Here is a 22,582-nt window from a genome sequence, read left to right on the forward strand (position 1 = left end):
ATACTTCAAATTTATTTAATTTTCCGATTTAACAGTGTGTAGACTCATTTATTGCGGTGCACACCCTGAAATAACAGATGCTTTAAACGCGAAATAACTGATCTGGATCAGACGTGAACCGGTCCTCGGGAAGGTATACTTGCTCAGTTGTTCTTTAACTGGCCTGCCCATTCCACAACAAGACAGAAAGACTATGCAGCCTACCTCCCCCGTTTCTGAGCCTCAAACCTTGTCCTACGATGTCACCGAACAAATCGGCCACCTGCTGCGCAAGGCGGGCCAGCGGCATACGGCCATCTTTCAGCATTACGTGGGCGACAGCCAACTAACTGCGATTCAGTTCGTGACGCTCTGCGCTCTGCGCGACCATGGACCCAGCTCGCAAACCGAGCTGGTCGAAGCGACGGCGGTCGACCAGGCCACCATACGGGGGATTATTCAGCGCCTGAAATCACGCAACCTGATTGAACTGGCACCGGACAAGGACGACAGACGCAAGGTCATTGTGGAGCTGACCCAGGAAGGGCTGAACCTGCTCGATCGTGTCATCCCTCGCGCCCATACCATCAGCGAACTGACCATGGGCAATCTGAACCCCGCAGAACGCGTGGCCATCGTCTATCTTCTGCGCAAAATGATAGACAGCACCCTGGATATGAGCGACAAAGAATAAGGCTGAACATCACTTGAAGAGACTATGTTTTATTCGGCCTTTAAGATATATTTAAAATACATCTTATAACTGATCTGCCATGACTCCTTTGACTGCCTCCCCCGCCTCTACCCGCCCAGAATGGCGCGCATTCCTGGAACTGGGATTTCGTCCCCTCTATCTTTTAGCCACGCTTTGGGGCGCTGCCAGCATTGCGCTCTGGCTCTATACGCCCGGCTGGCTGGCCAATGCGGCCATCCCTTCCCTGTACTGGCACGCCCATGAAATGCTCTGGGCCTTTATCGGCACCATTGCCGTGGGATTTTTGCTGACTGCCAGCGCCACCTGGACGGGGCAACCCACCTTGCGTGGCCCCTCTTTAGGGGCCTTGTGTCTGATCTGGATTCTGGCGCGCTTCAGCCTGCTACTTCCCCATGGCATGATGGCGGCATTGCTGCTCGATGCCCTCTTCTTTGCCATTGCCGCAGCTGAACTGGGGCGCGTCATCCTGATCGCCCGCAACAAGCGCAATTACGGTATTCCGCTCGCCATGCTGGCTTTGGGTCTTAGCCATGCTCTGTTCATGTACAGCCTGATGCAAGGGCAAGACCCCATGCCCTACTTCTACAGCGGCTTCTGGACCATGGGCTTGATCACCTTGCTGATTGCCCGTCGCATCATCCCCTTCTTTGCCATGCGCGCCTTGCCGGGCCTGAGCCTGCCTGCTCAAACTCGTAGCGGCCATTGGCAAATGGGCTTGAGTGCCATCGCCATTGCCTTGTCGCTAAGCCCCTGGCGTTTGCCTTTAGCCCTGGTTCTGGCCGCTTTGGGCTTGATCGCCTGCTTTCAATGGGTACGCTGGAAACCCTGGGCCAGCCGCAACACGCCGCTGCTGTGGATTCTGTACCTGGGCTATGCCGGTCTGGCACTGGGTCTATTAAGTGCTGCGGCGTATGAGGCAGGCTGGATTCTGCGCGCAGCCTGGCCGGTACATATTGTGGGTCTGGCAGGTTTCAGCGTGATGATTATTGGCATGCTGACCCGTACTGCCCTGGGTCATTTAGGCCGCCCCTTGCGTGCCACACCCAAAGTGGTGCTGGGTTACGGTTTCCTGATTGCCGCCTGCGTCTTGCGCTTGCTGGCCCTGATCCCAAGCAGTTGGAGCCTGCCCTTGCTGCATGCGGCTGGCCTATGCTGGATTCTGGCCATGCTCAATTACCTGCATCAGTTTGCCCCCATGTTGATTCGCCCCAGATTGAACTGATCGCAGCGTCGGCGCCACACTTTAAAAAGCAAAGTCCCTGGCACCGTTTATCTTTATTTTCTGCCTGACCGTGCCTGCTTATACTAAGCAGGCACGTTGTTTGCACCCTCTGCAAGCAACGCGGGACGGATCGTTCTGATCCTTGTTTATTCCGCGCTCTCATCCTCATGTATCTCGCCTTTTCGGCTGGTCCTTCCCTGAAACACAGGCTGCTTGGCGGACTGTGTGCTTTGCTCTTGTCGTTTTCTGCCCAGGCCGCCGACGCTTGTCACGGCAGCCGGGATCTGGTCGTCGTGGGCCATATGGATGACGATCTGCTGTTCATGAACCCGGACCTGTCCAGCAATATCCAGGCAGGTGGCTGCATGCAGGTTCTGTATCTGACCGCCAGTGAACGCAAAGGCGGGCTGGAATATATGTACAGCCGCGAGCAAGGTGTGCGCGCCGCCTATGCCTATATGGCCGGGCTGGTCAATGAATGGCAGCAAACCCGCTTGATGGTCGGCAGTGCCTCGATCGCGCAATTTACCTTGCGAGCCAGGCCGGGCATTCAGCTTAGTCATTTACGTCTGCAAGACCCTTGGCTGGGCCCCGGCTGGGGAAGCCTGACTCCCTTGAGCCGTGCAGAATCCGTACCCGGCCAAACCGTACAAACACTGGATAGTCCTCAACAAACATTGAACCGCGAGCAACTGGTTCAAACGCTGGCGGCCTTGATACGACTGTATCGGCCTACCAGCGTTCGCTATCTGGATGACACCAATCCCGTGCCTTACACCCAGCTGTGCTGGCGTTGTAGCGGACACGGGCACCCGGACCATATCGCCAGCGCCCGACTGGTTCGGGAAGCCATGCTGGCCGCCCCCGGCAATTACGCGCAAATTGGCTATGTGGACTACCCGATTCAAGAACAGGCCCGCAATCTGACCTTGAATGAAATCCACAGCAAAACCGAGATTTTCCGGCGCTACGCCTGGCATGATCAACACGCCTGCAAAGGCCCCGCTGTGTGCCAGGAACCCGCTGGTCCTGCCGCCGCCTGGGTACAACGTAGTTACTACACCAGCCGTGCCGACTATCCGGCCAGCCTGTTAAGTGACAAGGAAGGCAGGCTCAGCTTTTTCGTCTCGGGTGAACAAAACGACGCCATCAATCAATGGGATGTGCAAGAACAGCGCTGGACCACCCTGGGCGGACGCACAGCGGATGCCTTGAACGCCTTCCAGTATGCAGACGGCAGCCCCGGCCTGTTTGCACGCGATGCAAGCGGGCAAGTCTGGTTCAGCCGTGCCCCCGATGAGGACGACTGGCTCGCCTGGCAAAAAATACCCGGCCCACGCGTACTGCACACACCGATGGTCAGCCGCCGTGACAGCCAGGCTTTGGCCATGGGCACCGATGGCCGCTTTTACTGGAGCGCCGCCCGTCAGCCTGATTACGGCTGGAGTGCCTGGAAAGCCCTCCCTGTACTGGAACAGCCCGCCTACCCCGCCACTCTAAGCCTGGATAAACAGGGACGCACCCATGTCTTTGCCAGCAATCTGCAAGGCCAGCTTTTCCAGACCTCTCAGCAAAATGATTCGAAATGGCAGGCCTGGCAAGCGATTCCGGTCCCTCCCATCAGCGGCGGACTGGCTTCTATCCTGAATGCGCAAGGTCAGATTGAGCTGTATATGCGCGATCGCCAGAGCCAGCACTTGCAGCGCCTGAGCCAAGACAGCCAGCAGCGCTGGTCTCATCCGCAAGATCTGGGTTTGAACTACGTAGGCACGCCCGCTCTTAGCCTGGGCGAAAAAGAACAGGTTGTTGTGGCGATTCAAAAGAGTCCGGGTGGTGCCATTGTGCTGCTTGATCAAGAGCAGGAACAGGAAGTGGACAAGCAATCCGCGTCCCAGCCCGTTCTGTACAAACAAAACGGCACCCTTTACCTGGCCAGTCGTCCGATTGGTCCCGAGCAGCGCTATCGATTATTGGAACGCCGTCACGGCAAATGGGTGCAAGTAGCACTGACCCAGGCTCCACCACCAGGAGGTGGACAGTCCTTTAGCGAGGCCCCTGCCTTCATCAGCCAAGACTATGTGCAGCCTTGAGGAGCGAAGCATCCGCTTAAAACGTAACAAAGTACGCAGGCATGCGCCGGGCTTTCAAGACAAAGCCGGGCCAGGAAACGAATCCAGTTATTGATCCAAGCCCCAACCATAAACCCGGAATCCAGGGCCATATCGTAGTATCTTGTTGCAACAGTGTGCGCTGGCTCTCTCAGCTCCAGTACAATCGCCCGCTAACGGCTGCCGGCTTATCGGTGCCTTACTCTTTTAGCTACTCTTCAGAGATCATGAAGCCAACTACCTTATTTGCAGCCCTGTTGGGCGTCGTCATCGGCGCCGGTGGCGCGATTTATTACGCCAAAAACGTACCCGTACCGGCCAGCGGCCCGGTCAGCAGCGCCCCCAGCAGCATAGGTGCTGCTCAAACCCTGGTATTGGGCCAATCCGTCTCCGGCGAATTGACCAGCAAGAGCTTCTTGAACCTGAGCGATGGCGTACGCAGCAGCCTGTTTGATGTGAAGGCTGAAGCCGGCCAGATCATCAAGATCAGCGTAAGTGGCCCCCTGCGCCCGCAAATCAGCGTGCTGCGCAACGGCGAACTGGTCACTCGTACTCAGCGCTGCGAAGACTGCCCCGATAGCGAAACCAAAGGCCAGGCCACCACACTGGGCTTCAAGGCGGATTTCAACGACACCTACCAAGTGGTTGTCAGCGGCTTCAACACCAGTTCCTACGGTCCGTTCCAGGTCGTCGTCGATACCCTGAAAGCCTACACCGGCGAGCCTTTGACTCAAGACCAGACCATTCATGACTGGGCACTGGGCGGCCAGAAGCGTTACCGCTTGAATATCGACAAGGACGGCTTGTACAGCCTGGCCATGAAGGCCGAGCAAAACAGCATGGACGCCTATCTGAAGCTGATGGATCGTCGCGGCATGGAATTGGCCTCGGACGATGACAGCGGTGGCGGTACCGATGCACGCTTGCAGGTGTACCTGAAAGCCGGTGAGTACATTGTTCAGGCCAGCTCGGCCATGGGCGCACAAAACTTCCAGGGCGGCTTCTCGCTGGAGATCAAGCCCGAAGAAATGACCGGCGAGATCGAGCTGAAAAACGGCGACAGTCTGACTCTGGACGGCGATGGCAAAACCGGTCTGTTCACGGGTGAAACCCAAACCTACAGCTTCACCTTGTCCGAACCCAAACTGGTCACCGTGCAAATGGACGCCCAAGGCTTCCAGGCCACGATGGAAGTAGACTCCACCAGTGCCAACCAATACGGTGATGAAGCCGGCCAACAACGCGTCCGCGGCGTACTGGCTGCAGGCGAACACCAGGTGAAGATTTCTGGCTCCAACCAGGCTGGTCTGTTTGCCCTGTCCGCCTCGGCTGATGAAGTCCCTGCCAATGCCGGCGGCGGAACCATCCGTGTGGGTGAGCCTCGCCAGGCTCTGATGCTGCAAGGCATCACCAGCGACAGCTACCAGTTGACCGTACGTCAACCTGGCAGCTACGTCATTGACATGACCTCGCCTATCTTCGATACCTACCTGGTGCTGCGTAAAGACGGTCAAACCGTTGCTGAAGACGATGATAGCGGCGGCGACATGAACGCACGTCTGGAAGTCCAGCTGGAAGCGGGCGAATACGAAGTCAAAGCCATGTCCTTGGGTAGTTACGACCAGGATATGGAATATGAGCTGTCGGTAAAACGTCGTTAAGACGGTTCAGACAAGCGGAAATCAAGGCTGAAAGCTCCCGGGCTTTCAGCCTTTTTTCTTGTCCTGCAGCCAACTGGGGCTTGATCTGAAACAAGAATATTGACGCTACAGGGTATACACCTAAGCACGCTCACCCTGCCCACAAAGCCGCACTGATATTGGCTTTAAGAAGTGCTCCCCCTCCTTTTTTGCCTGACGTTTGATCTGCTTACGATTTGCTTTTGGGATTACCTTGATAATATAAATGCAAATCATTATCATTAATTTCATTATTGATGCGCTACCTTTTATCAGGAGCAATGCATGCAGACACTCGCCCAACAGTCCCAACACGCTCTTACCCAACGCGACGAACTGGCCTCCTGGCGCAATTTGATCACACAGGGCAACCAGGCCTTTCAATCCCACAATTACACCGATGCCATCACGCACTATCAGCAAGCTCGTGCGTATGTGAAACCGCTGCTGTTTGGCTCTTGCGAAGGGGCCGACGCCACCATTGCCGCCTGGGTCATTGCCCATTTGAATCTGGCCGATGCCTGCGAGCAACTGGGTCAAAGTGACGAACAGGGTCTGCACCTGTGCACAGCTCATGAAACCTTGTGCTGCGCCGCTGCCAATACCCGTCTGGCGGACGACTGGCGCATGGCTGCCTGGCAACACAGCCGCCGCACTTATGCCGAACTGGCCCGCTATGCGCGACGCTACCCCCATCATGTCCCTACCTGCTCTGCCCTGTTCTTAGGGGCGGTCAGCCCGCAGGAACGCTCTTTTTCTCATTAGTTTCATTCTGTCCCCCAGGCGCCACCGGCCTGGGGTTTATCGAGGAGTGCGTCTTGTCTTACACCTTACCTGCCCTGCCTTATGCCTACCATGCTCTGGAGCCGCATATCGACACCCAGACCATGGAGATTCACTACAGCAAACATCATCAGACCTATATCAATAATCTGAATGCGGCACTGGAAGCGGCCAACTTGCCCTACCCGCCTATTGATGAGCTGGTAGCCGGGCTGGACACCTTGCCTGAATCCCTGCGCAATGTCGTGCGCAACAATGGTGGCGGTCATGCCAACCACAGCTTGTTCTGGACCGTCATAACGCCCGATGCCGATAGCACCCTTCCCAACGATCTGGCTTATGCCATAGACCGGGATCTGGGCGGTTTCGAGTCATTCAAGGATGCCTTTACCAAAGCGGCGATCTCACGTTTTGGTAGTGGCTGGGCTTGGCTCAGTGTCACCCCGGAAAAGAAGCTGGTGGTAGAGAGCACCGGCAATCAGGACAGCCCGCTGATGCACGGCAACACACCCATACTGGGCCTGGACGTGTGGGAACACGCCTACTACCTGAAGTATCAGAATCGTCGGCCTGAATACATTGCGGCCTTTTTCAATGTGATTAATTGGCCCGAAGTGCTGAGAAGATACCTGGAAGCCGTTAAATAAAGCGGTTTTACGCCCCGTCAAACCCTGTCACCTTACTCGGAGACAGGTAGCAACAAGCACTTTAGCTTGTCGCCTTTCCAAGCAACCCTCCACTTTCGGAGGGTTTTGGCTTTAGGGGCACATCCCTACACAGTCCAGCATCCACGCCTGGGTTTGGCCCAATTGCGCAGTGCATCACCAAACGCTATGTTGATTGTTAGCGCCCTTACCACACACATCCCCAGGCCCCCACATGTTGAGTCTCTGCGATCGTATTCAATCCCTACGTTCCCTGTTTCACTTCGATGCGGTGCAGCTTCTGGGCTGTGCACCACAAAGCCGTACGCATCTGGAATTGCATTGTGAAGGCTATAACCTGAACTGTGCCTCTGCCTTGGGGACAGGCTTTCCGCAAATCTATCCACCCGGATTTACGGCGCAAGCCTCTCCCCACGATTTGCTACCCCCCTCCATTTCCGAGTGCTCGGACACCATGGATCCTCCTTTTCGCAGCACTGCTATCTATACCGATGCTCTGCTGCGTGGTGGATTTCAGGATGGCATGACGGTAGAACTGCAGCGAGGGGATTCCTATCTGGGGATGATTCACTTTTCTTCCCAACAGGCCGGCAGCTTCAATCGCCACGTCCGCACGCTGGCGCTGGGCGCAAAAATCCTGCTGGAAGAGGCCATGCAAAACATGGTCGCGCAAAACGGCATCGTCTTGCATTTGGTGCCACAGGCAGGCAGCCTGATCATGCGTGAAGACATGCTCTCCAATGCCTCCCAATTCAGCCCCGCACTGGCTAAAGCCTTGTCCTTCATGGGCCAGGAGACCTCAACCTTGCAAGCGTTCTGGTTGGAGGGCAAACGAAGCTATCGACTGCAAGCACAGCGTTTTCCCAAGGGGGATGTTCTGGTTCGACTGGTCCCCGCTCCCTTGCCCGCCGCGCTCAGTGCCAAGGAAATGCAAGTACTGGGCTGGCTGGTAACGGGCTATACCGACCGGGAAATTGCGGCCAGTCTGTTTTTAAGCGAACGCACTGTGCATTCGCATGTCACGTCCTTGCTGCGCAAGCTGGGCATTACCAGACGCACAGAAGCCGCTGTTAAAGCGGCTCTGAATCACTGGTATGTGCCGGATGCGCATGGTGCTATCCTGGCTGCCGTGCCCGGACTCTGCCATTAAACGACAAGGTCCGGGGTAGCGTTCAAACCATGAACATCACAGCGTATTAGCGTAGACCGCTCAACAAGCCTGCGGCTTCGTCCACGCAAGCACGTTCCGCATCCAGTAGCGTATCGCCGCCCATCCCGCCCAGAAAGTCCGCGTAAGGATCAGCCAGCGTACGTACACCGGTCAGCTCCTCGATGACAGCCTGACCGCAGAATGGCAAGTAATGCGGGCTGTACCCCCCTTCCTGCACAAAAGCGATACGACCTTCGCACACTTCCTCGGCGCAGTCGATAATTTGACGCGCCATCTGACGGAAACCGGAAGCCGTCACCATCATGCGTGCCAGCGGGTCCATCATGCTGGCATCAAAGCCCGAGCCCACGATAATCAGCTGCGGTTTATAGGCGCGCAGCGCAGGCAACACCACTTTTTCCATGGCATAGAGGTAAGCGGCATTCCCACCACCGGGAGGCAATGGGATATTCAGGTTGTAGCCCAAGCCTTCGCCCTCGCCGCGCTCAGTCGTAAAACCGCTATTGGCCGGGAAGCAAAGATGCTGGTGCAGGGAAATGGTCAAAACCGAAGGGTCATTCCACCAGATATCCTGCGTACCATTACCGTGGTGCACGTCCCAATCCAGAATCGCGACACGATCCAGGCCCAGTTCTTCGCGAGCGTACGCCGCGGCCACCGAGGTGTTATTAAAAATGCAAAAACCCATCGCACCAGCACGGGGTGCGTGGTGGCCGGGTGGGTTTACCAGTGCGTAGCCATTACTGACTTCACGACTGACCACTTTCTTGACCATCTCAATGGCGCCACCGGCAGAAAGCATGGCAATTTCAAGGCCGCCATTACCCATGGTGGTGATGCCGTCGCCGGTGTCGCCGCCGGTTGGCAAGGCACTGACACGCTTCATGTTTTCCAGATGCTCTGCCGTATGCACACGCAAAATATCCTTGTCGCGTGCAGGCTTGGCCTGGATGCTAGTCAGATGATCAATTTGCCCGGAGGCGCAAACCAGCTCGTGAAAGCGGCGCTTCGTATCGGGATGGGCCAAGTGGTGGCTGATCGGTTGTAAACGGGCCCCCAGATTGGCCGAGGCAAGACTGCCCGTCCCCGTATCTACCCAGCCGTAAAGAGTGTTCCAAATATATCCTGTTGCCATGTCGTCTCCTTTCTTTTGGTTTGTTTGGCAGAACCATAGTAGGGATCTGAACGGCGGAAAGAATCCGTAGGATTGCCGAATTTATGGGCTGACGGCCCCCCCCAAGGTCTAAACCAGCTCGGCAATATTGATTATTTCTGCTCCGCAAGCCTCAACCAACTCGGCATCGTAGCTGGCGAACAGCACAACACGGTCTTGCGACCAGATCTGGAACTGCTCCGCCAAAGCGGCACGAGCCTGCGTATCCAGGCCATTGCTGGGGCCATCGGCAATGATCACTGCCGGGTCACCCAAGGCCGCCGCCGTCAGAAATACCTTGCGGCGCGTGCCTGTCGACATCTGCTCAAAGCGCTTGTCCAAGTGTGGCTCCAGCCCTAATCGGCAGGCCAGATCCAGCGCATTGTCATCCACATGGGTGTTCTTTTCTGCGGCGATTTGCGCCAACAGTTCACGGCCCGTCTGGGACGGAAACAGCATGCAGTTGTCGGGTACATAAGCCATACGAGCGCGGGCTTGTCGGGGCGTTTGCATCAGCGAGTGCCCGTCTATCCACACTTCCCCCGCATCCGGTTCGAGCAAGCCTGCAATGATGTTCAGCAAGGTAGATTTGCCGGTACTGTCTTCTTCACAGAGCGCCACGCAGCCAGGCTGAAATGTATGAGTCAGCCCCTTGAAAACGGGGTAGTCGCCATAGTTTTTACTGAGATTGTCTATGCGTAGCATGCTGGAAGTCACTGCCAAAGAAGCGCCTGGGCAGACAAAAGATGCTCTGACGAGGCGGGATAAAAAAACAAGTACGGGACTGCCCCGAACAGGGGCCTTAGTATAGGTCTTTATGGGCTGATGTTTGGACTGCTTGCTGTGCTGTGGCCATGCAGGGTTCAGCAACTATGGAGCAAAAACCTTGTCGGGCACAGCCTTGCCAGGCATTCATGCGCGGGTCTACAGCCAAAACCAAAAAAATAGCCTGAAACAAGACAAGCTTGTTCAGGCTATTTCTCCGCGTGGACTTGCTTATCCCAAGGCCGTATCCAGCAACATCATCAAGACAAAACCGATCATCAAACCGCCGGTTGCAAAGGTTTCATGTCCTTGCCGGTGCGATTCGGGAATGATCTCGTGGCTGATCACAAACAGCATGGCACCCGCTGCAAAGCCCAGACCAAAAGGCAGAAGCACCAGCGAGCTGCTGACGGCCACCGCACCCAGCACGGCCCCAACCGGCTCAACCAGACCACTGGCCATACCCAAAACTACCGAGAAGGTACGGCTATAACCAGCAGCCAGCAAGGCCAGTGCCACCACCAAACCTTCAGGCACGTCCTGAATGGCAATACCCGTGGCCAGCGCATTGGCGCGCACACCTTCATTACCCACATAGCCCACGCCAATGGCCAAGCCTTCCGGGAAGTTGTGCAGCGTAATGGCGATCACAAACAGCCAGGTACGGCGCAGCTTGGTGGACGTCGTACTGCCAGGACCTTCACGCCCTTTGATGAAGTGTTCGTGCGGCAGGATGCGATCAAGCAGCATCAAGGCTGCAGCCCCCAACAAGATGGACAGGCCCACGGCGGAGCCCGCGCCCCAGGCACCACCGCCAAACACTTGCTGGTTCTGTGCCGCTTCCAGACCCGGCAGAACCAGCGAGAAAGCACAAGCGGCCAGCATCACCCCCGCCCCAAAGCCATACAGCGTATCTTGCGTACGCTGCGACATGGTTTGAGAAAACATGACGGGCACGGTGCCCAGTGCTGTGGCCAGTGCCGCGATGGAGCCGCCCACCAGGGCCTGCAAGACCACCGGGTGATCTTGTGCGTACAGCCAGAACTGATGACAGAGCGCCCAGACGCCCCCCATGGAGATGATGAGTCCAACCCACAGGCGCAGGTGTTGGCGCCAGTTAGGCGAGCTTCCCTTATTGGGTGAAAAGTAGTGGCTTGTTTTCGGTTTCATAGCCGTGCGCCCCCAGAAAATTACGCAATCCAGGTTTGCCTGATACAGACGCAAAGAGCCGTAAAACGGCTCTTGCAAAGGCATGGATGCTGTACAAACCATCATAGCGACTTCATCTTCGATTTAAAACATAAATATCGAAATGCTAACAATTCTCATTAGCGTTTCAACAAATAAGCCACAATCCATGAAATCAGCTTGGGGTTTGACAGCCATCCAGCCTGTTATCTGCGCTTTGCATGGCGATGCAAAACCGAATGAATACTAGCTCAGGCAGTATGCAATTGATGCTTGATTGCCTCCAAAGCCTGGGCCTGTTCAGCCACAGCATTTTCCAATTGAATCAGCTCTTGCTGGAGCTGTTCCAGACTTTGCTCGGCCTGCTCCACGACCTGTTCCGCCAGCTCCTGGGCACTATTCATCACCCCATCACTCAAGCTCATGTACAGACGGTTGTAGTCGATCAACGGCGCTTGCCCTTCCCCCTGCTCCTGGAACACTTCATAGCCAATATGCGCAGGCAGATTCAGTGTCGGCACGTCTGGCTGCATCAACTGGAAATTCGCCAGGATAGTCTGGCTTAACTCCGCAAACGCCTCGCTCAAGTTCTGGCCAAGTTCGGTACGCACAGCGGCAACATCTTGCTGGGCGGCATGTTTTTCCAGTACTTCGGGCAATTGGGGCACCACTCGCCGCCAGGTGCCTTCTGTCAGAGCTTGCACGGCTCCTTGCAGCACCAGCGTTTGCTCTTCAATACGCTGACGCAATTGGGTAGCGGCCTGCTCCAGCGTTTGCGTCAAGGGACTCAGAATCACTTCTTCTATATGGTGCAATTGCAGCTCGGCAGGTTTACGCTGCTTGTATGCCAAGGCAGGCTTCAGCAGGTTCTGCACTGCCAGATACAAGCGCTCGAAGCCCGCCTGCTCCAAGCCCTGCTCTTCATCCTGCTGACTGCGCGCCATATGCACGGACAGGGACAAGGCCGGTTTGAGCAAGTCACTGCTCAAGCCCCAATGGTTCAGGGCCTGCGCTGCCCGCGTCATCACGTCCTCTTCCTGCAACTGGCGGTTATCGGCCGTCTTGTTGCAAAGCACTTTGACGATCTCGTCGTCGATCTCATCTTCCTCGATGCGATCGCTGCGGGTAATCACCGGCAGCAAGGGCTTGTTGCGGCGCAATTCCACCAGCAAATCGCCCAACTCCTGTACTTGCCCCGGTGCGCTGGAACTGCTCAGCCACAAGAGCGCATCCGTGCTTTCCAGAAACTGCTGTGTCAAAGCGGCGTTGTGAGCATTAGCCGAGTGCAGGCCGGGGGTATCCAGCAACACCAGCTTCTCGCCCAGACACACCCCTTGCAAAGCAACCGTGGTTTCCGTTGCCCCTTCCTGAAAACCCTCAGGCATGGGCTGCATCTGCCCATCGGCCAGACGGAAGAAATCCACGCTATGACCCTGACGACGAAAGCGGTCCGCCAGGAAATTACACAAGGAGCTTTTACCGGCATTAAAGGAGCCAAACACCAGCAACATAATGCGATCGCGGAAACGATCCGCCAACTCCTGCGCGGGTGCCAATGCAGACCAGGAAGCCGCCCAGGCCTCTTTTTGTTCTTGCAACTGCTGATTCAGTTGTCGAGCACTGTGCGCCAATGTCCCCTGCTCGGCCAATGCCGTGCAGGACAAGGCTTGCGCCACGGTCGTCTGGCCCAAATCCGCCAGCCACTGCTCCATCTTGGCAATAGCGGGCTGCATATCCTGACTGGCAGGATTGAGCTGCGCAACCGCCTTGATAAACGTGCTTTCCACCGACATTACGCATGCTCCAATGTGGACAGACCTTCCAAAGCCTGACGCGTTTGCTCAAGCTGATTTTCAGTCGCCTCGATCTGCTTCTCCAAAGCAACACGGCCATCCGAGACTTCAAAATAATGGGTGAAATCCTGAACCAGCTTGTCGCGACCCGCCTGCTCGCAGAAAATACGACGCAGATCATCTCGGTACTTCACCGACACACCCATCACCGCAATCATGACGGTATCCATGCTGCGCACCGAGGTACGTTGGGCCGCTGGCAAGCCTACGGCACCGTATTCCACCAGATGCCCATTGATCGCAATACACGCACGCGAATAGGCAATCTGCAAACGGGCACGCTCTTGCTTGCCTGCCGTCATCTTGAAACCAAACTCGAAGGTATCCGGCACCAGGGAATGATCCACGCCGGGGGCATTGACTACCGGCTCCAGATCCTTCTCGATGCCTTCCAGAATCGTGCGCAGACCGTCCACAAAATCAATGTGCTGCTGCTTTTGCGTCTGCTGCAGGCTATGCAGGCTTTGCTCTTGCGTTTGCTGCAAGGCGTTCAGTTCTTGCGTCAGCTCGGTCAGCAAGGCTTCACGCTCGAACTCGCGGGCTTGCGGCACACGTTTCAAGGCCGCTTCCAAAGAAGCCTGCAAAGCGGGAATTCCGCTTTTCTCCAGCATGCGCTGCTTGCCCCCATCACGGCCCTGGCGATAGCGGGTGCTGGACACGGGGTGCAGTGTCACACCGGCACACTGCTGCTGAATCGCGCCCAGCACTTTCTCTTGCTGCTCGTCATCGGCCAACTGGTCAATCTGGCTGATGACCATCAGGTTCTGACGCTGGGAGCGTTGATGGTCTGCGGCCAGCTCTTGCAGCAAATTGTTTTCCAGCGCGTCCAGCTCGCCCTCTTTGGCCGCGTGGACGAACAGACGAATATCCGCCTGCAAACCCATGGCTTCACGCGCCAGAGCATCGTCCTGCAAGGCCACGTCTGCGTACAGACCGGGCGCATCCAGCCAGCGCACCCCTTCATGCACATGCTCGGCCAATGCGACAGTTTCACGGCGATCAGCCACATTGAAAACATCACTGCCCATCAACTCATTAAGCAGACGACTTTTGCCGTGATTGTATTTACCGACTACGGTCACCGTTGGCGGCACGTTCAATTGCAAGAGAACGCGCAAACGATCCAGATCCCAGCGGCGCTGTGGCAACACGGCCAACACAGGCTCCAATACTTGATCAAGGGATAGTGCCAACTGATTCATAGTCTCTTCCTTTTGTTTCACTTATGTTTGGACCCAAGCAGGCGATAAGCCACCAAGCCAAACACCACGCCCCAAAATGCAGCGCCCAGTCCAAACAAGCTCATTCCTGATGCGGTGGTTAAAAATGTGATGACAGACGGCTCGATATAGCCGCTTTCACTGACCATCACCCGCACATTGGCCACAATGGCCCCTATCAACGCCAGACCCGCCAGGGCTGCAATCAAGGAGGCGGGCAAAGCCGTAAACAAATACACAATCGAGCCGGCAAAGGTGCCGCCCAAGAGATAAAACACGCCATTGGCAATACCAGCCACATAGCGCTTGTCGGGATCAGGATGGGCATCCTTGCCCGTACACAAAGCGGCGGTAATGGACGACAGCACAATGGTGATGCCCCCAAAACAGGCCACCAACATCGAGGCCAAACCGGTGCCAGCCAACACGGGGCGCGATGGCGTGGGGTAACCCGCCAACTGCAAGACCGCCATGCCGGGCAGATACTGCCCCGTCAAACTGACCAGCACCAAGGGCAAGGTCAGGCTCAACAAGGTCGCGATATTGAATTCCGGAGTAACCCACACCGGGCGGGCCAGCTCCAGCTGGAACGCTTCCATATGCACTTGGCCGCTGGCCATGGCCATCACAAATCCGGACAAGGCCACCAGCACAATCGCGTAACGCGGCAAAAAACGCTTGCCCAGCAAGTACACCGCCAACATCACCAATACGATGGCGGGCATGTCGCTGCTGGACTTGAACGCCGCCATACCGAACTGGAGCAAAATACCGGCCATCATGCCCGCAGCAATGCCCTTGGGGATGAAGGAAAGAATCTTTTCAAAACCGCCTGTCAGACCAATGACGACGATAATCAAGGCAGCGCTAAGATACGCCCCCACCACTTCAGGCATGGTGATGCCTGGAAACAGAGTCAGCAGCAAAGCCGTTCCCGGTGCGGACCAGGCTGTAATAATGGGCAGCTTTAAATACGCGCTCAGGAGCAAACCGCTCAAACCAGCGCCTATGGAAATCGCCCAAATCCAGGAGATCAACTCCGCGTCAGCAATTCGGCCCACTTGTGCGGCCTGAATAAAGATCAGCAAAGGACCGGCATAGGCGATCAACACCGACAAAAATCCGGCCACCCAGACCGACGCCGATCCACTTTTTAATCCCATCGTTTTGTCTCCCCAGTCTTTTTGTTTGAATTCTCAACTTTACTCGGTGCTCAGGCTGCGCTGGGATCGCAGCCTGAGTTTTTTACTGCTGCGTAACTTAAATAGCCGACGGGTGCGTCGCCAAGGGAGTCACGGAAATCTGCATGTAAGGGAACAAGGGCAAGGCGCTGAGCAGATTGTGCAGCTCTTCATTGCTCTCGACATCGAATACGCTGTAGTTGGCGTACTGACCCACCACGCGCCAGATATGCGGCCACTTGCCCGAGCGTTGCAGATCCTGCGAGTAGGCTTTTTCTTCAGCCTTGATACGGGCAGCCTCTTCGGCTGGCAGGGAGTCAGGGATATCAACAATCATGTGAACCAGATAAAGCATGGTGTTCCTTTCTAAAAACAAGCGCTCGGGCACTCAGGCCTGGGCTAAAAAATTCAATACGGCGCGCTCGAAGGCTTCGGGCGCTTCCAGATTGGACAGATGCGAGGCCGGTACGACCGCCACTTTGGAGCCAGGAATATTGGCTTGCATGGCCTGGGCATCGGCCACCGTGGTGACCGGGTCCCACTGGCCAGCGACCAGCAGGGTCGGTGCCGAAATACGGCTGATCTGATCACGCAGATCCGACTCGGCCAAGGCATCGCAGCAGGCGGCGTAACCCAGCGGGTCCAGCTTGGCCAGACTATCCTGCATCGCTTTTACCAGCTCCGGCGATTGCCGGATGAAGGCTTCGCCAAACCAGCGCGAAGGCGCCGAATCCGCCAAAGTACGCATCTGGGCGGCGCCGCCTTGACGCAAGGCTTCGGCACGTTCCTGCCAGGCTTGAGCGGTACCAATCTTGGCAGCGCTATTACACACGATCAGCGCATTCAAACGCTCCGGGGCATTCACCCCCAACCACAAGCCGGTATGACCGCCCATGGACAGACCACAAAACGCAGCCCGCTCAATATCCAGCGCATCCAGAATCGCCAGCACATCACGCCCCAAGTCCTTGAAGCGGTATGGGCCAGGCGTGACCGGACTGCCGCCATGACCACGGGTGTCATAACGGATCAGACGATAGGACTGGGCGAAACCTGCCACCTGCGGGTCCCACATCTCTTGCGTGGTGCCCAGGGAGTTGCTCAGAATCAGGGCCGGGGCCAGCGGATCACCTTCCACGCTGACGCGGAACATGCCCCGCTCGGTATTCAAGGCGCTGGGGCTGACCGTCATTGGCCCTCTCCCTGCTTTGCCGCGGCAATGGGCAAACCAATCATTTCTTCCAGCGCTTCATGCGTCAAACCAGGCACCAGATCAATCAGCTGCAAACCTTCTGGCGTGCAAGCCAGGGTGGCCAAATCGGTATATACGCGCTTCACGCAAGCCAGGCCGGTCAAGGGATAGCTGCATTGTTCAACCAGCTTGCTGACGCCTTGCTTGGTCAGCACATCCATCATGACCCAGGTTTGCTTGGCACCAATGGCCAGATCCATGGCACCGCCTACGGCGGGAATCGCGCCGGGCTCACCCGTGCTCCAGTTGGCCAGATCGCCGGTTGCCGACACTTGGAAAGCGCCCAGCACACAAATATCCAGATGGCCGCCACGCATCATGCCAAAGCTGTCGGCATGATGGAAAAACGCGCCACCGGGCAGCAGCGTCACCGCTTGCTTGCCCGCATTGATCAAATCGTAATCTTCCTGCCCGGCGGCCGGTGCCGGGCCCATGCCCAGGATACCGTTCTCGCTGTGCAGTACCACTTCCACACCAGCGGGCAAATGGTTGGCTACCAGAGTTGGCATGCCAATACCCAGATTCACATAGGCGCCGTCATGGATGTCCTGGGCGACGCGCTGCGCCAATTCGTCTTTACTGCGGCGCTGATAATTGAGCGTCATGCTGTCCCCCTTCATGCTCTGTCCGTTCATGCCTTGAACCCACCTGCTTCTGTGCGACTGCGTGGCACCACCACGACGCGACGCACATGAATGCCGGGCGTCACAATGGTTTCGGGGTCCAGTTGACCCAGTTCCGCCAGCTCAAACACACTGGCAATGGTGGTACGAGCTGCGGTCGCCATGACCGGACCAAAGTTGCGCGCCGCCATGCGGTAGGTCAAATTCCCCCAACGGTCCCCCCGCTCGGCCTTGATCAGGGCGACATCTCCATGAATGGGCTCTTCATAGACATGCCAGCGACCATTGATCAAACGTGTTTCCTTGCCCTTGGCCAGTTCTGTGCCATAGCCTGTCGGGCAGAAAAAGCCACCGATACCCGCACCGGCGGCGCGCAATCGTTCGGCCAGATTGCCTTGAGGCACCAACTCCAGCTCGATCTTGCCGCTGCGATACAAGTCATCAAATACCCAGGAATCAGCCTGACGGGGGAAGCTGCAAATAATTTTGCGTACCCGGCCTGTTTTAAGCAAAGCCGCCAGCCCCACATCGCCATTACCCGCATTGTTGTTGACGATAGTCAGGTCGCGAGCACCTTGCTCGATCAGACCGTCGATCAACTCTGTGGGTATGCCAGCCGTTCCAAAACCACCGACCAGAATCGTGGCGCCGTCCTGCACATCATGCAAAGCCTGTGCAACACTGCTTACCTGTTTATCGATCACTCCGTTCTCCGTATAAAGCACTGACGCTACGGATGGGCTCAGCCCTTACGTCAGGCACAGCAAAAACAAGTCAGCCCAGGGCCTGGTTTGACTTGGCAAACACAGGCCCTGGACTGAAGCAAGACTTAGGCAGCCAGACGTGGACGATTCACGATCTGGTTGTCCTTGCCATCGACCAAGGGGGTCAAGGAAATATCAAACACGATCTCTGCAAAAGGACCATCCAGGTTTTCGGCAGCGATGCGGGCAGGATCCGTGTGCTCGGTCAGCGGTGGCACCAGACCATCGCGAGTAGCGTAGGCGAAGTCGTCGTACACCAGCGGATCGCCGTCGATATTGATCTGCGTGGTCAGCTTGCGGTGGCCAGGAGCCGTCACAAAGAAGTGAATGTGCGCAGGACGGTTCCCGTGGCGGCCCAGCTCGTTCAGCAGGCCTTGGGTAGGACCATCCGGAGGACAGCCGTAGCCCTTGGGCACAATGCTCTGGAACTTGTAGCGACCGTTTTCATCGGTAATGATGGTGCGGCGCATATTGAAGGGTTGTTGCTCGCCGGTGGGGTCAAAGTGCGAGTAAAAGCCTTTGGTATTGGCATGCCAGACTTCAACCTGAGCACCCGCAATAGGCTTGCCGTCCGCACCAGCCACGACGCCGTGCATGATCAGGGTTTCGCCAGCGGTATCGGAACCGTCATCCAGGCGAACAAAACCTTGCGCCACAGGAGCGCCCGACACGTACAAAGGACCTTCAATGGTGCGTGGCGTACCGTTGTCCAGACCCAGTTCCTTGTCCATGGCGTCCATGCGCATGTCCAGAAAACGGTCAAAGCCCAGACCGGGAGACAGCAAACCGGCTTCGCTGGCCGTACCCAGACGGTTCAGGTAAGCCACGGCTGCCCAGTACTCGTCGTTGGTGATTTCCAGATCTTCAATGGTCTTGAACAGATCGCTGATGATGCGGTACATGATCTGCTTGACGCGTGGATTGCCACCGGGCTGATCCAGGCCAGAGGCCAAACGCAGGAAGTCTTGTACATCGGGGGTGTCAAAAATTTTAACGCTCATTCTGTGTCTCCTAATATCCTGAAAAAAGTGTTCCAAGCAAAGCCGCTACGACTGGCTTCTTATTGCGCCTAGGCAGCCGAGCCAACACTGACTTGTGTCCTGTCGCGGCGGAAATACTGGACACGATCCTCGTCCAGTACGATACCCAAACCCGGCCCTTGAGGTATCTGTAATTCAAAATTGCTGTAATTCAGTGGCTCTGCCAGGATTTCCTCGGTCAAGAGCAAGGGCCCGAACAGTTCCGTGCCCCACTGCAATTGGTTCACTGTGGCAAACACATGGGCTGCGGCAATCGTGCCGATCGCGCCTTCCAGCATGGTGCCACCATACAATTCAATACCAGCGGCTTCGGCAATCGCTGCTACTTGCAAACCTGCACGCAACCCCCCGGACTGTTCAATCTTGATCGCGAACACGTCGGCGGCACCATCACGAGCCAGTGCAAAGGCGGAGGCCGGGCCGGTCAGGGATTCATCGGCCATCAAGGCAATCGGGAAGCGACCTTTCAGATCGGCCAGAGCATCAGCACGACGCACTGGCTGCTCCACCAGCGAGCACCCGGCATCGACCAGGCCAGCCATACCATACTGAGCCTGCAAGGGGCTCCAGGCCATGTTCACATCTACGCGAACATCGGCGCGATCACCCATCGCTTTCTTGATAGCCGCTACATGCGCCACATCGTCCTTTACCGGGCGGCGACCAATCTTGAGTTTGAAAATACGGTGACGAGCCTGCGCCAGCATGCGCTCGGCTTCATCAATATCCTTGGCGGTGTCACCCGAGGCCAGTGTCCAGGCAACAGGCAGGCTGTCGCGCATGCGGCCACCCAGCAGGTGCGAAACCGGCAGACCGGTGCGCTTGCCCAGGGCATCAAACAGCGCGGTTTCTACCGCACTCTTGGCAAAACGGTTATCCTGAATCGCCGTGTTCAAGCGAGCCATCAAAGCCGGCACGGCGCTGGCATTGGCGCCCAGCAGCAAGGGAGTGAAGTAGGTGTCGATGGCCAGCTTCATACCTTCGGGCGACTCGGCACCGTAGGCCAGACCACCAATGGTCGTGCCCTCGCCTACACCCACCGTACCGTCCGAACAGTACAAGCGCACCAGCATCAAAGTCTGGCCTTGCATGGTCGTCATCGCCAATTGATGAGGACGGATCGTAGGCAGATCCAGCAGCAAAGTCTCCACCCTTTCGATCAGGGCTGGAGCTGCTAATAGTTGAGAAGATCGCGTGTGTTCCATGCCTTGATTGAACACGAAGCAGGCCCGTTATTTCCAAGACTAAATAGGTCTAGTTCTATACCTTTAGAGTATAGTTTCTGATATAAATATTAAAAATCAAGAAACTAAACACCATCAATTCAGCCTAGGTATGGTTTTCCCTTATGGATCTACGTCAGCTCAAATATTTTGTGGCCGTTGCCGAAACCCGCAACTTCACACGGGCGTCCGAGCGCCTGCACATGGCCCAGCCCCCGCTTAGCCGACAGATCCAATTGCTGGAAGAGGAGCTGGGCGTCACACTGCTGCTGCGCAATAACCGCCCCTTGCGGCTGACCGAAGCCGGACGGGTATTTTATGAGCAGGCCTTGCAGATCTTGAGCCGGGTCGATCAACTGGTGCATACGACACGGCAAATCGGACTGCATCAGCGACAAACCCTGTCGATAGGCTTTGTGGCTTCTACCCTGTACGGCGGCCTGCCCGCTTTGATGCGCAAGCTGCGACATCAATATCCGGAAGTGGATATGCAAACGGTAGAGCTCACCTCCATGCAGCAGTTGGAAGCCTTGAAGTCAGGACGGATTGATGTGGGGTTCGGACGGATACGACTGAATGATGCGTCGGTGCAAAGAACGGTGTTGCGGGAAGAACAACTGGCCCTGGCCATTCCCCCCAGCTCGGATCTGGCCAATTCAGACAAGCCATTGAGCCTGAAAAAAGTGCAAGGCCAAAAGCTGATTGTGTATCCCAAAGAACCCAGACCCAGCTTCGCGGACCACGTTCTGCACCTGCTGCACGATCACAGCGTGCGCCCAGCTGAAGTTTATGAGGCCGGGGAAATTCAAGCGGCCTTGGGATTGGTGGCTGCCGATTCTGGCTTGTGCTTGATCCCAACCTCGGCTCGTCTGCGCAACGATCTGCACTACCGCTTGATCGAAGAACCGCAGGCGACTTCACCGATTATCTTGACGCACAGGATGAACGATCAGGCTTGGTATATCGAGGCGATCAAGGGGTTGGTCGCTGAAATGTAAGGTCTGACTGTCGTCACTAACAACCCCCTTCCCCTTTGGGCCCGGATTGACTCACTTCTGAAGCCACTCTAATATCATTAACACGTTAACCAAAACTAGAGACAAGCATGCAACAGGTGACGATTCAGCAGGCTGGAAGAGACCCGATCAGCGCGACCTTATGGCCAGCTCCTGATGCCAAAGCGTCCATCATCATTCACCCCGCCACCGGCGTCCCACAGGATTTCTATCGTCCTTTTGCAGAACATCTGAACAGCCTGGGATTCATTGTTCTGAGCTACGACTACCGGGGTATCGGCCGATCTCGTCAGAAGGATATACGCCAATGCGATGTTTCCATGTCCGAGTGGATGCTGGAGGATGCGGTTTACGTCACAGACTGGGTCGTCCATCGTTTTAACGGCTTGCCCATGTTGGCTGTTGGTCATAGCGTTGGCGGCCATGCGATTGCTATCTCCCCCGCGACTCGCTCCGTGAAAGCTGCCGTGATGATTGCGTCACATGCGGGGGTTACCGCTTTAATTGAAAAGCCCATGGAGCGCTTTCGGGTGGGGCTGATCATGCGGGTACTTACTCCCGTACTGTGCGGCCTTTACGGCTATATGCCGACCCGGCGTTTGGGCTTTGGCGAGGACCTTCCACGTGGCGTCATGCAGCAATGGAGCCGCTGGACGCAAAAGCCCCATTATTTTTATGACGATCCACAGCTGGATGCCAAAGAACGCGCTAGCCAGGTCGATATTCCCTTGCTGGTTCTGGGTTTTGATGATGACCCCTGGGCCAATCCGCGAGCTATTTCCCGGCTGTTGGAACCACTAGGCAAGGCCCGTATAGAAAGGCATCAACTGGAGCACAAGCAGCTGGGTTTGGCGCATATTGGTCACATGGGCTTCTTTCGTAAACGCAACGCCGAGGCACTTTGGCCTATAGTGGTCGACTGGCTGATCGCACAAAGCGAATCCGGCCCCGCATCGAATTCCTGACGTCTAACCGATATCTA

Annotated in this window: 21 protein-coding genes; 9 read left to right on the plus strand and 12 right to left on the minus strand. The window is 56.4% G+C overall.

Translation table 11 applies throughout. From position 1 onward, the window contains the following. Positions 1–193: 193 nt before the first annotated feature. The 7 genes from OSH04_RS12055 to OSH04_RS12085 all read left to right on the plus strand — a co-directional run bounded on the left by OSH04_RS12055 (position 194) and on the right by OSH04_RS12085 (position 8,301). A complete protein-coding gene (locus OSH04_RS12055) occupies positions 194–673 on the plus strand; it encodes a MarR family winged helix-turn-helix transcriptional regulator (RefSeq protein WP_035267922.1) in 480 nt (159 codons plus the stop codon). A 79-nt stretch (positions 674–752) separates the two neighbouring features. Beyond that, a complete protein-coding gene (locus tag OSH04_RS12060; protein WP_009454535.1) occupies positions 753–1,916 on the plus strand; it encodes an NnrS family protein in 1,164 nt (387 codons plus the stop codon). A gap of 167 nt (positions 1,917–2,083) precedes the next feature. Further along, on the plus strand, positions 2,084–4,006 hold the full coding sequence (locus tag OSH04_RS12065; RefSeq protein WP_266108541.1) for a PIG-L family deacetylase: 1,923 nt from the start codon (positions 2,084–2,086) through the stop codon (positions 4,004–4,006). Positions 4,007–4,251: 245 nt separating this feature from the next. Further along, positions 4,252–5,685 carry a hypothetical protein gene (locus OSH04_RS12070; protein ID WP_239055540.1) on the plus strand — a complete coding sequence of 478 codons (1,434 nt, stop codon included), beginning with the start codon at positions 4,252–4,254 and terminating at the stop codon, positions 5,683–5,685. 303 nt (positions 5,686–5,988) lie between these two features. Further along, complete coding sequence (locus OSH04_RS12075) at positions 5,989–6,468, plus strand: hypothetical protein (protein WP_021446677.1); 480 nt, start codon at positions 5,989–5,991, stop codon at positions 6,466–6,468. A 53-nt stretch (positions 6,469–6,521) separates the two neighbouring features. After that, a complete protein-coding gene (locus tag OSH04_RS12080; RefSeq protein ID WP_266108543.1) occupies positions 6,522–7,133 on the plus strand; it encodes a superoxide dismutase in 612 nt (203 codons plus the stop codon). A gap of 232 nt (positions 7,134–7,365) precedes the next feature. Further along, positions 7,366–8,301, plus strand: a complete 936-nt coding sequence (locus OSH04_RS12085; RefSeq protein WP_009454544.1) for a helix-turn-helix domain-containing protein — start codon at positions 7,366–7,368, stop codon at positions 8,299–8,301. 46 nt (positions 8,302–8,347) lie between these two features. Here the strand turns inward: OSH04_RS12085 and OSH04_RS12090 are convergent, their stop codons facing one another. From OSH04_RS12090 to OSH04_RS12145, 12 genes are all read right to left on the minus strand, one after another. Beyond that, positions 8,348–9,457 (minus strand): class II histone deacetylase, encoded by a 1,110-nt coding sequence (locus OSH04_RS12090; protein ID WP_009454546.1) that lies wholly within the window; start codon positions 9,455–9,457, stop codon positions 8,348–8,350. A gap of 108 nt (positions 9,458–9,565) precedes the next feature. After that, the gene (locus tag OSH04_RS12095; RefSeq protein WP_247966873.1) at positions 9,566–10,180 is read right to left on the minus strand and encodes an ABC transporter ATP-binding protein; all 615 of its coding nucleotides are present in this window, start codon (positions 10,178–10,180) and stop codon (positions 9,566–9,568) included. A 291-nt stretch (positions 10,181–10,471) separates the two neighbouring features. Beyond that, positions 10,472–11,314, minus strand: a complete 843-nt coding sequence (locus OSH04_RS12100) for a ZIP family metal transporter (RefSeq protein WP_371477530.1) — start codon at positions 11,312–11,314, stop codon at positions 10,472–10,474. 365 nt (positions 11,315–11,679) lie between these two features. Then, positions 11,680–13,221 (minus strand): GTPase, encoded by a 1,542-nt coding sequence (locus tag OSH04_RS12105; protein WP_239055539.1) that lies wholly within the window; start codon positions 13,219–13,221, stop codon positions 11,680–11,682. Next, positions 13,221–14,483: a GTPase gene (locus OSH04_RS12110; RefSeq protein WP_009454555.1), complete on the minus strand. Its 1,263-nt coding sequence runs from the start codon at positions 14,481–14,483 to the stop codon at positions 13,221–13,223. The genes OSH04_RS12105 and OSH04_RS12110 overlap by 1 nt, the downstream gene beginning before the upstream one ends. Positions 14,484–14,500: 17 nt before the next feature. Next, positions 14,501–15,664, minus strand: coding sequence for a benzoate/H(+) symporter BenE family transporter (locus OSH04_RS12115; RefSeq protein ID WP_266108545.1), 1,164 nt, complete (start codon positions 15,662–15,664; stop codon positions 14,501–14,503). 97 nt (positions 15,665–15,761) lie between these two features. Then, the gene (catC, locus tag OSH04_RS12120; protein WP_009454559.1) at positions 15,762–16,037 is read right to left on the minus strand and encodes a muconolactone Delta-isomerase; all 276 of its coding nucleotides are present in this window, start codon (positions 16,035–16,037) and stop codon (positions 15,762–15,764) included. A 33-nt stretch (positions 16,038–16,070) separates the two neighbouring features. Beyond that, positions 16,071–16,874, minus strand: a complete 804-nt coding sequence (gene pcaD, locus OSH04_RS12125) for a 3-oxoadipate enol-lactonase (RefSeq protein ID WP_035267943.1) — start codon at positions 16,872–16,874, stop codon at positions 16,071–16,073. Further along, positions 16,871–17,539 (minus strand): 3-oxoacid CoA-transferase subunit B, encoded by a 669-nt coding sequence (locus OSH04_RS12130; protein ID WP_035268747.1) that lies wholly within the window; start codon positions 17,537–17,539, stop codon positions 16,871–16,873. The genes pcaD and OSH04_RS12130 overlap by 4 nt, the downstream gene beginning before the upstream one ends. A gap of 26 nt (positions 17,540–17,565) precedes the next feature. Next, positions 17,566–18,261 (minus strand): 3-oxoacid CoA-transferase subunit A, encoded by a 696-nt coding sequence (locus OSH04_RS12135; protein WP_009454565.1) that lies wholly within the window; start codon positions 18,259–18,261, stop codon positions 17,566–17,568. Between the two features lie 125 nt (positions 18,262–18,386). Further along, entirely contained in the window at positions 18,387–19,322 is a 936-nt protein-coding gene (gene catA / locus OSH04_RS12140) for a catechol 1,2-dioxygenase (protein ID WP_009454566.1), read from the minus strand. Between the two features lie 68 nt (positions 19,323–19,390). Continuing rightward, positions 19,391–20,566, minus strand: coding sequence for a muconate/chloromuconate family cycloisomerase (locus tag OSH04_RS12145; protein ID WP_026482747.1), 1,176 nt, complete (start codon positions 20,564–20,566; stop codon positions 19,391–19,393). 143 nt (positions 20,567–20,709) lie between these two features. On the opposite strand from OSH04_RS12145, the gene OSH04_RS12150 reads away from it, so the two are divergent. Continuing rightward, positions 20,710–21,582: a LysR family transcriptional regulator gene (locus OSH04_RS12150; protein WP_060185892.1), complete on the plus strand. Its 873-nt coding sequence runs from the start codon at positions 20,710–20,712 to the stop codon at positions 21,580–21,582. A gap of 107 nt (positions 21,583–21,689) precedes the next feature. Next, on the plus strand, positions 21,690–22,565 hold the full coding sequence (locus OSH04_RS12155; RefSeq protein WP_266108546.1) for an alpha/beta hydrolase family protein: 876 nt from the start codon (positions 21,690–21,692) through the stop codon (positions 22,563–22,565). Positions 22,566–22,582: the final 17 nt, after the last annotated feature.

Source organism: Alcaligenes nematophilus (genome assembly GCF_026344155.1).
In the GTDB taxonomy this organism is placed as follows: domain Bacteria; phylum Pseudomonadota; class Gammaproteobacteria; order Burkholderiales; family Burkholderiaceae_B; genus Alcaligenes; species Alcaligenes phenolicus.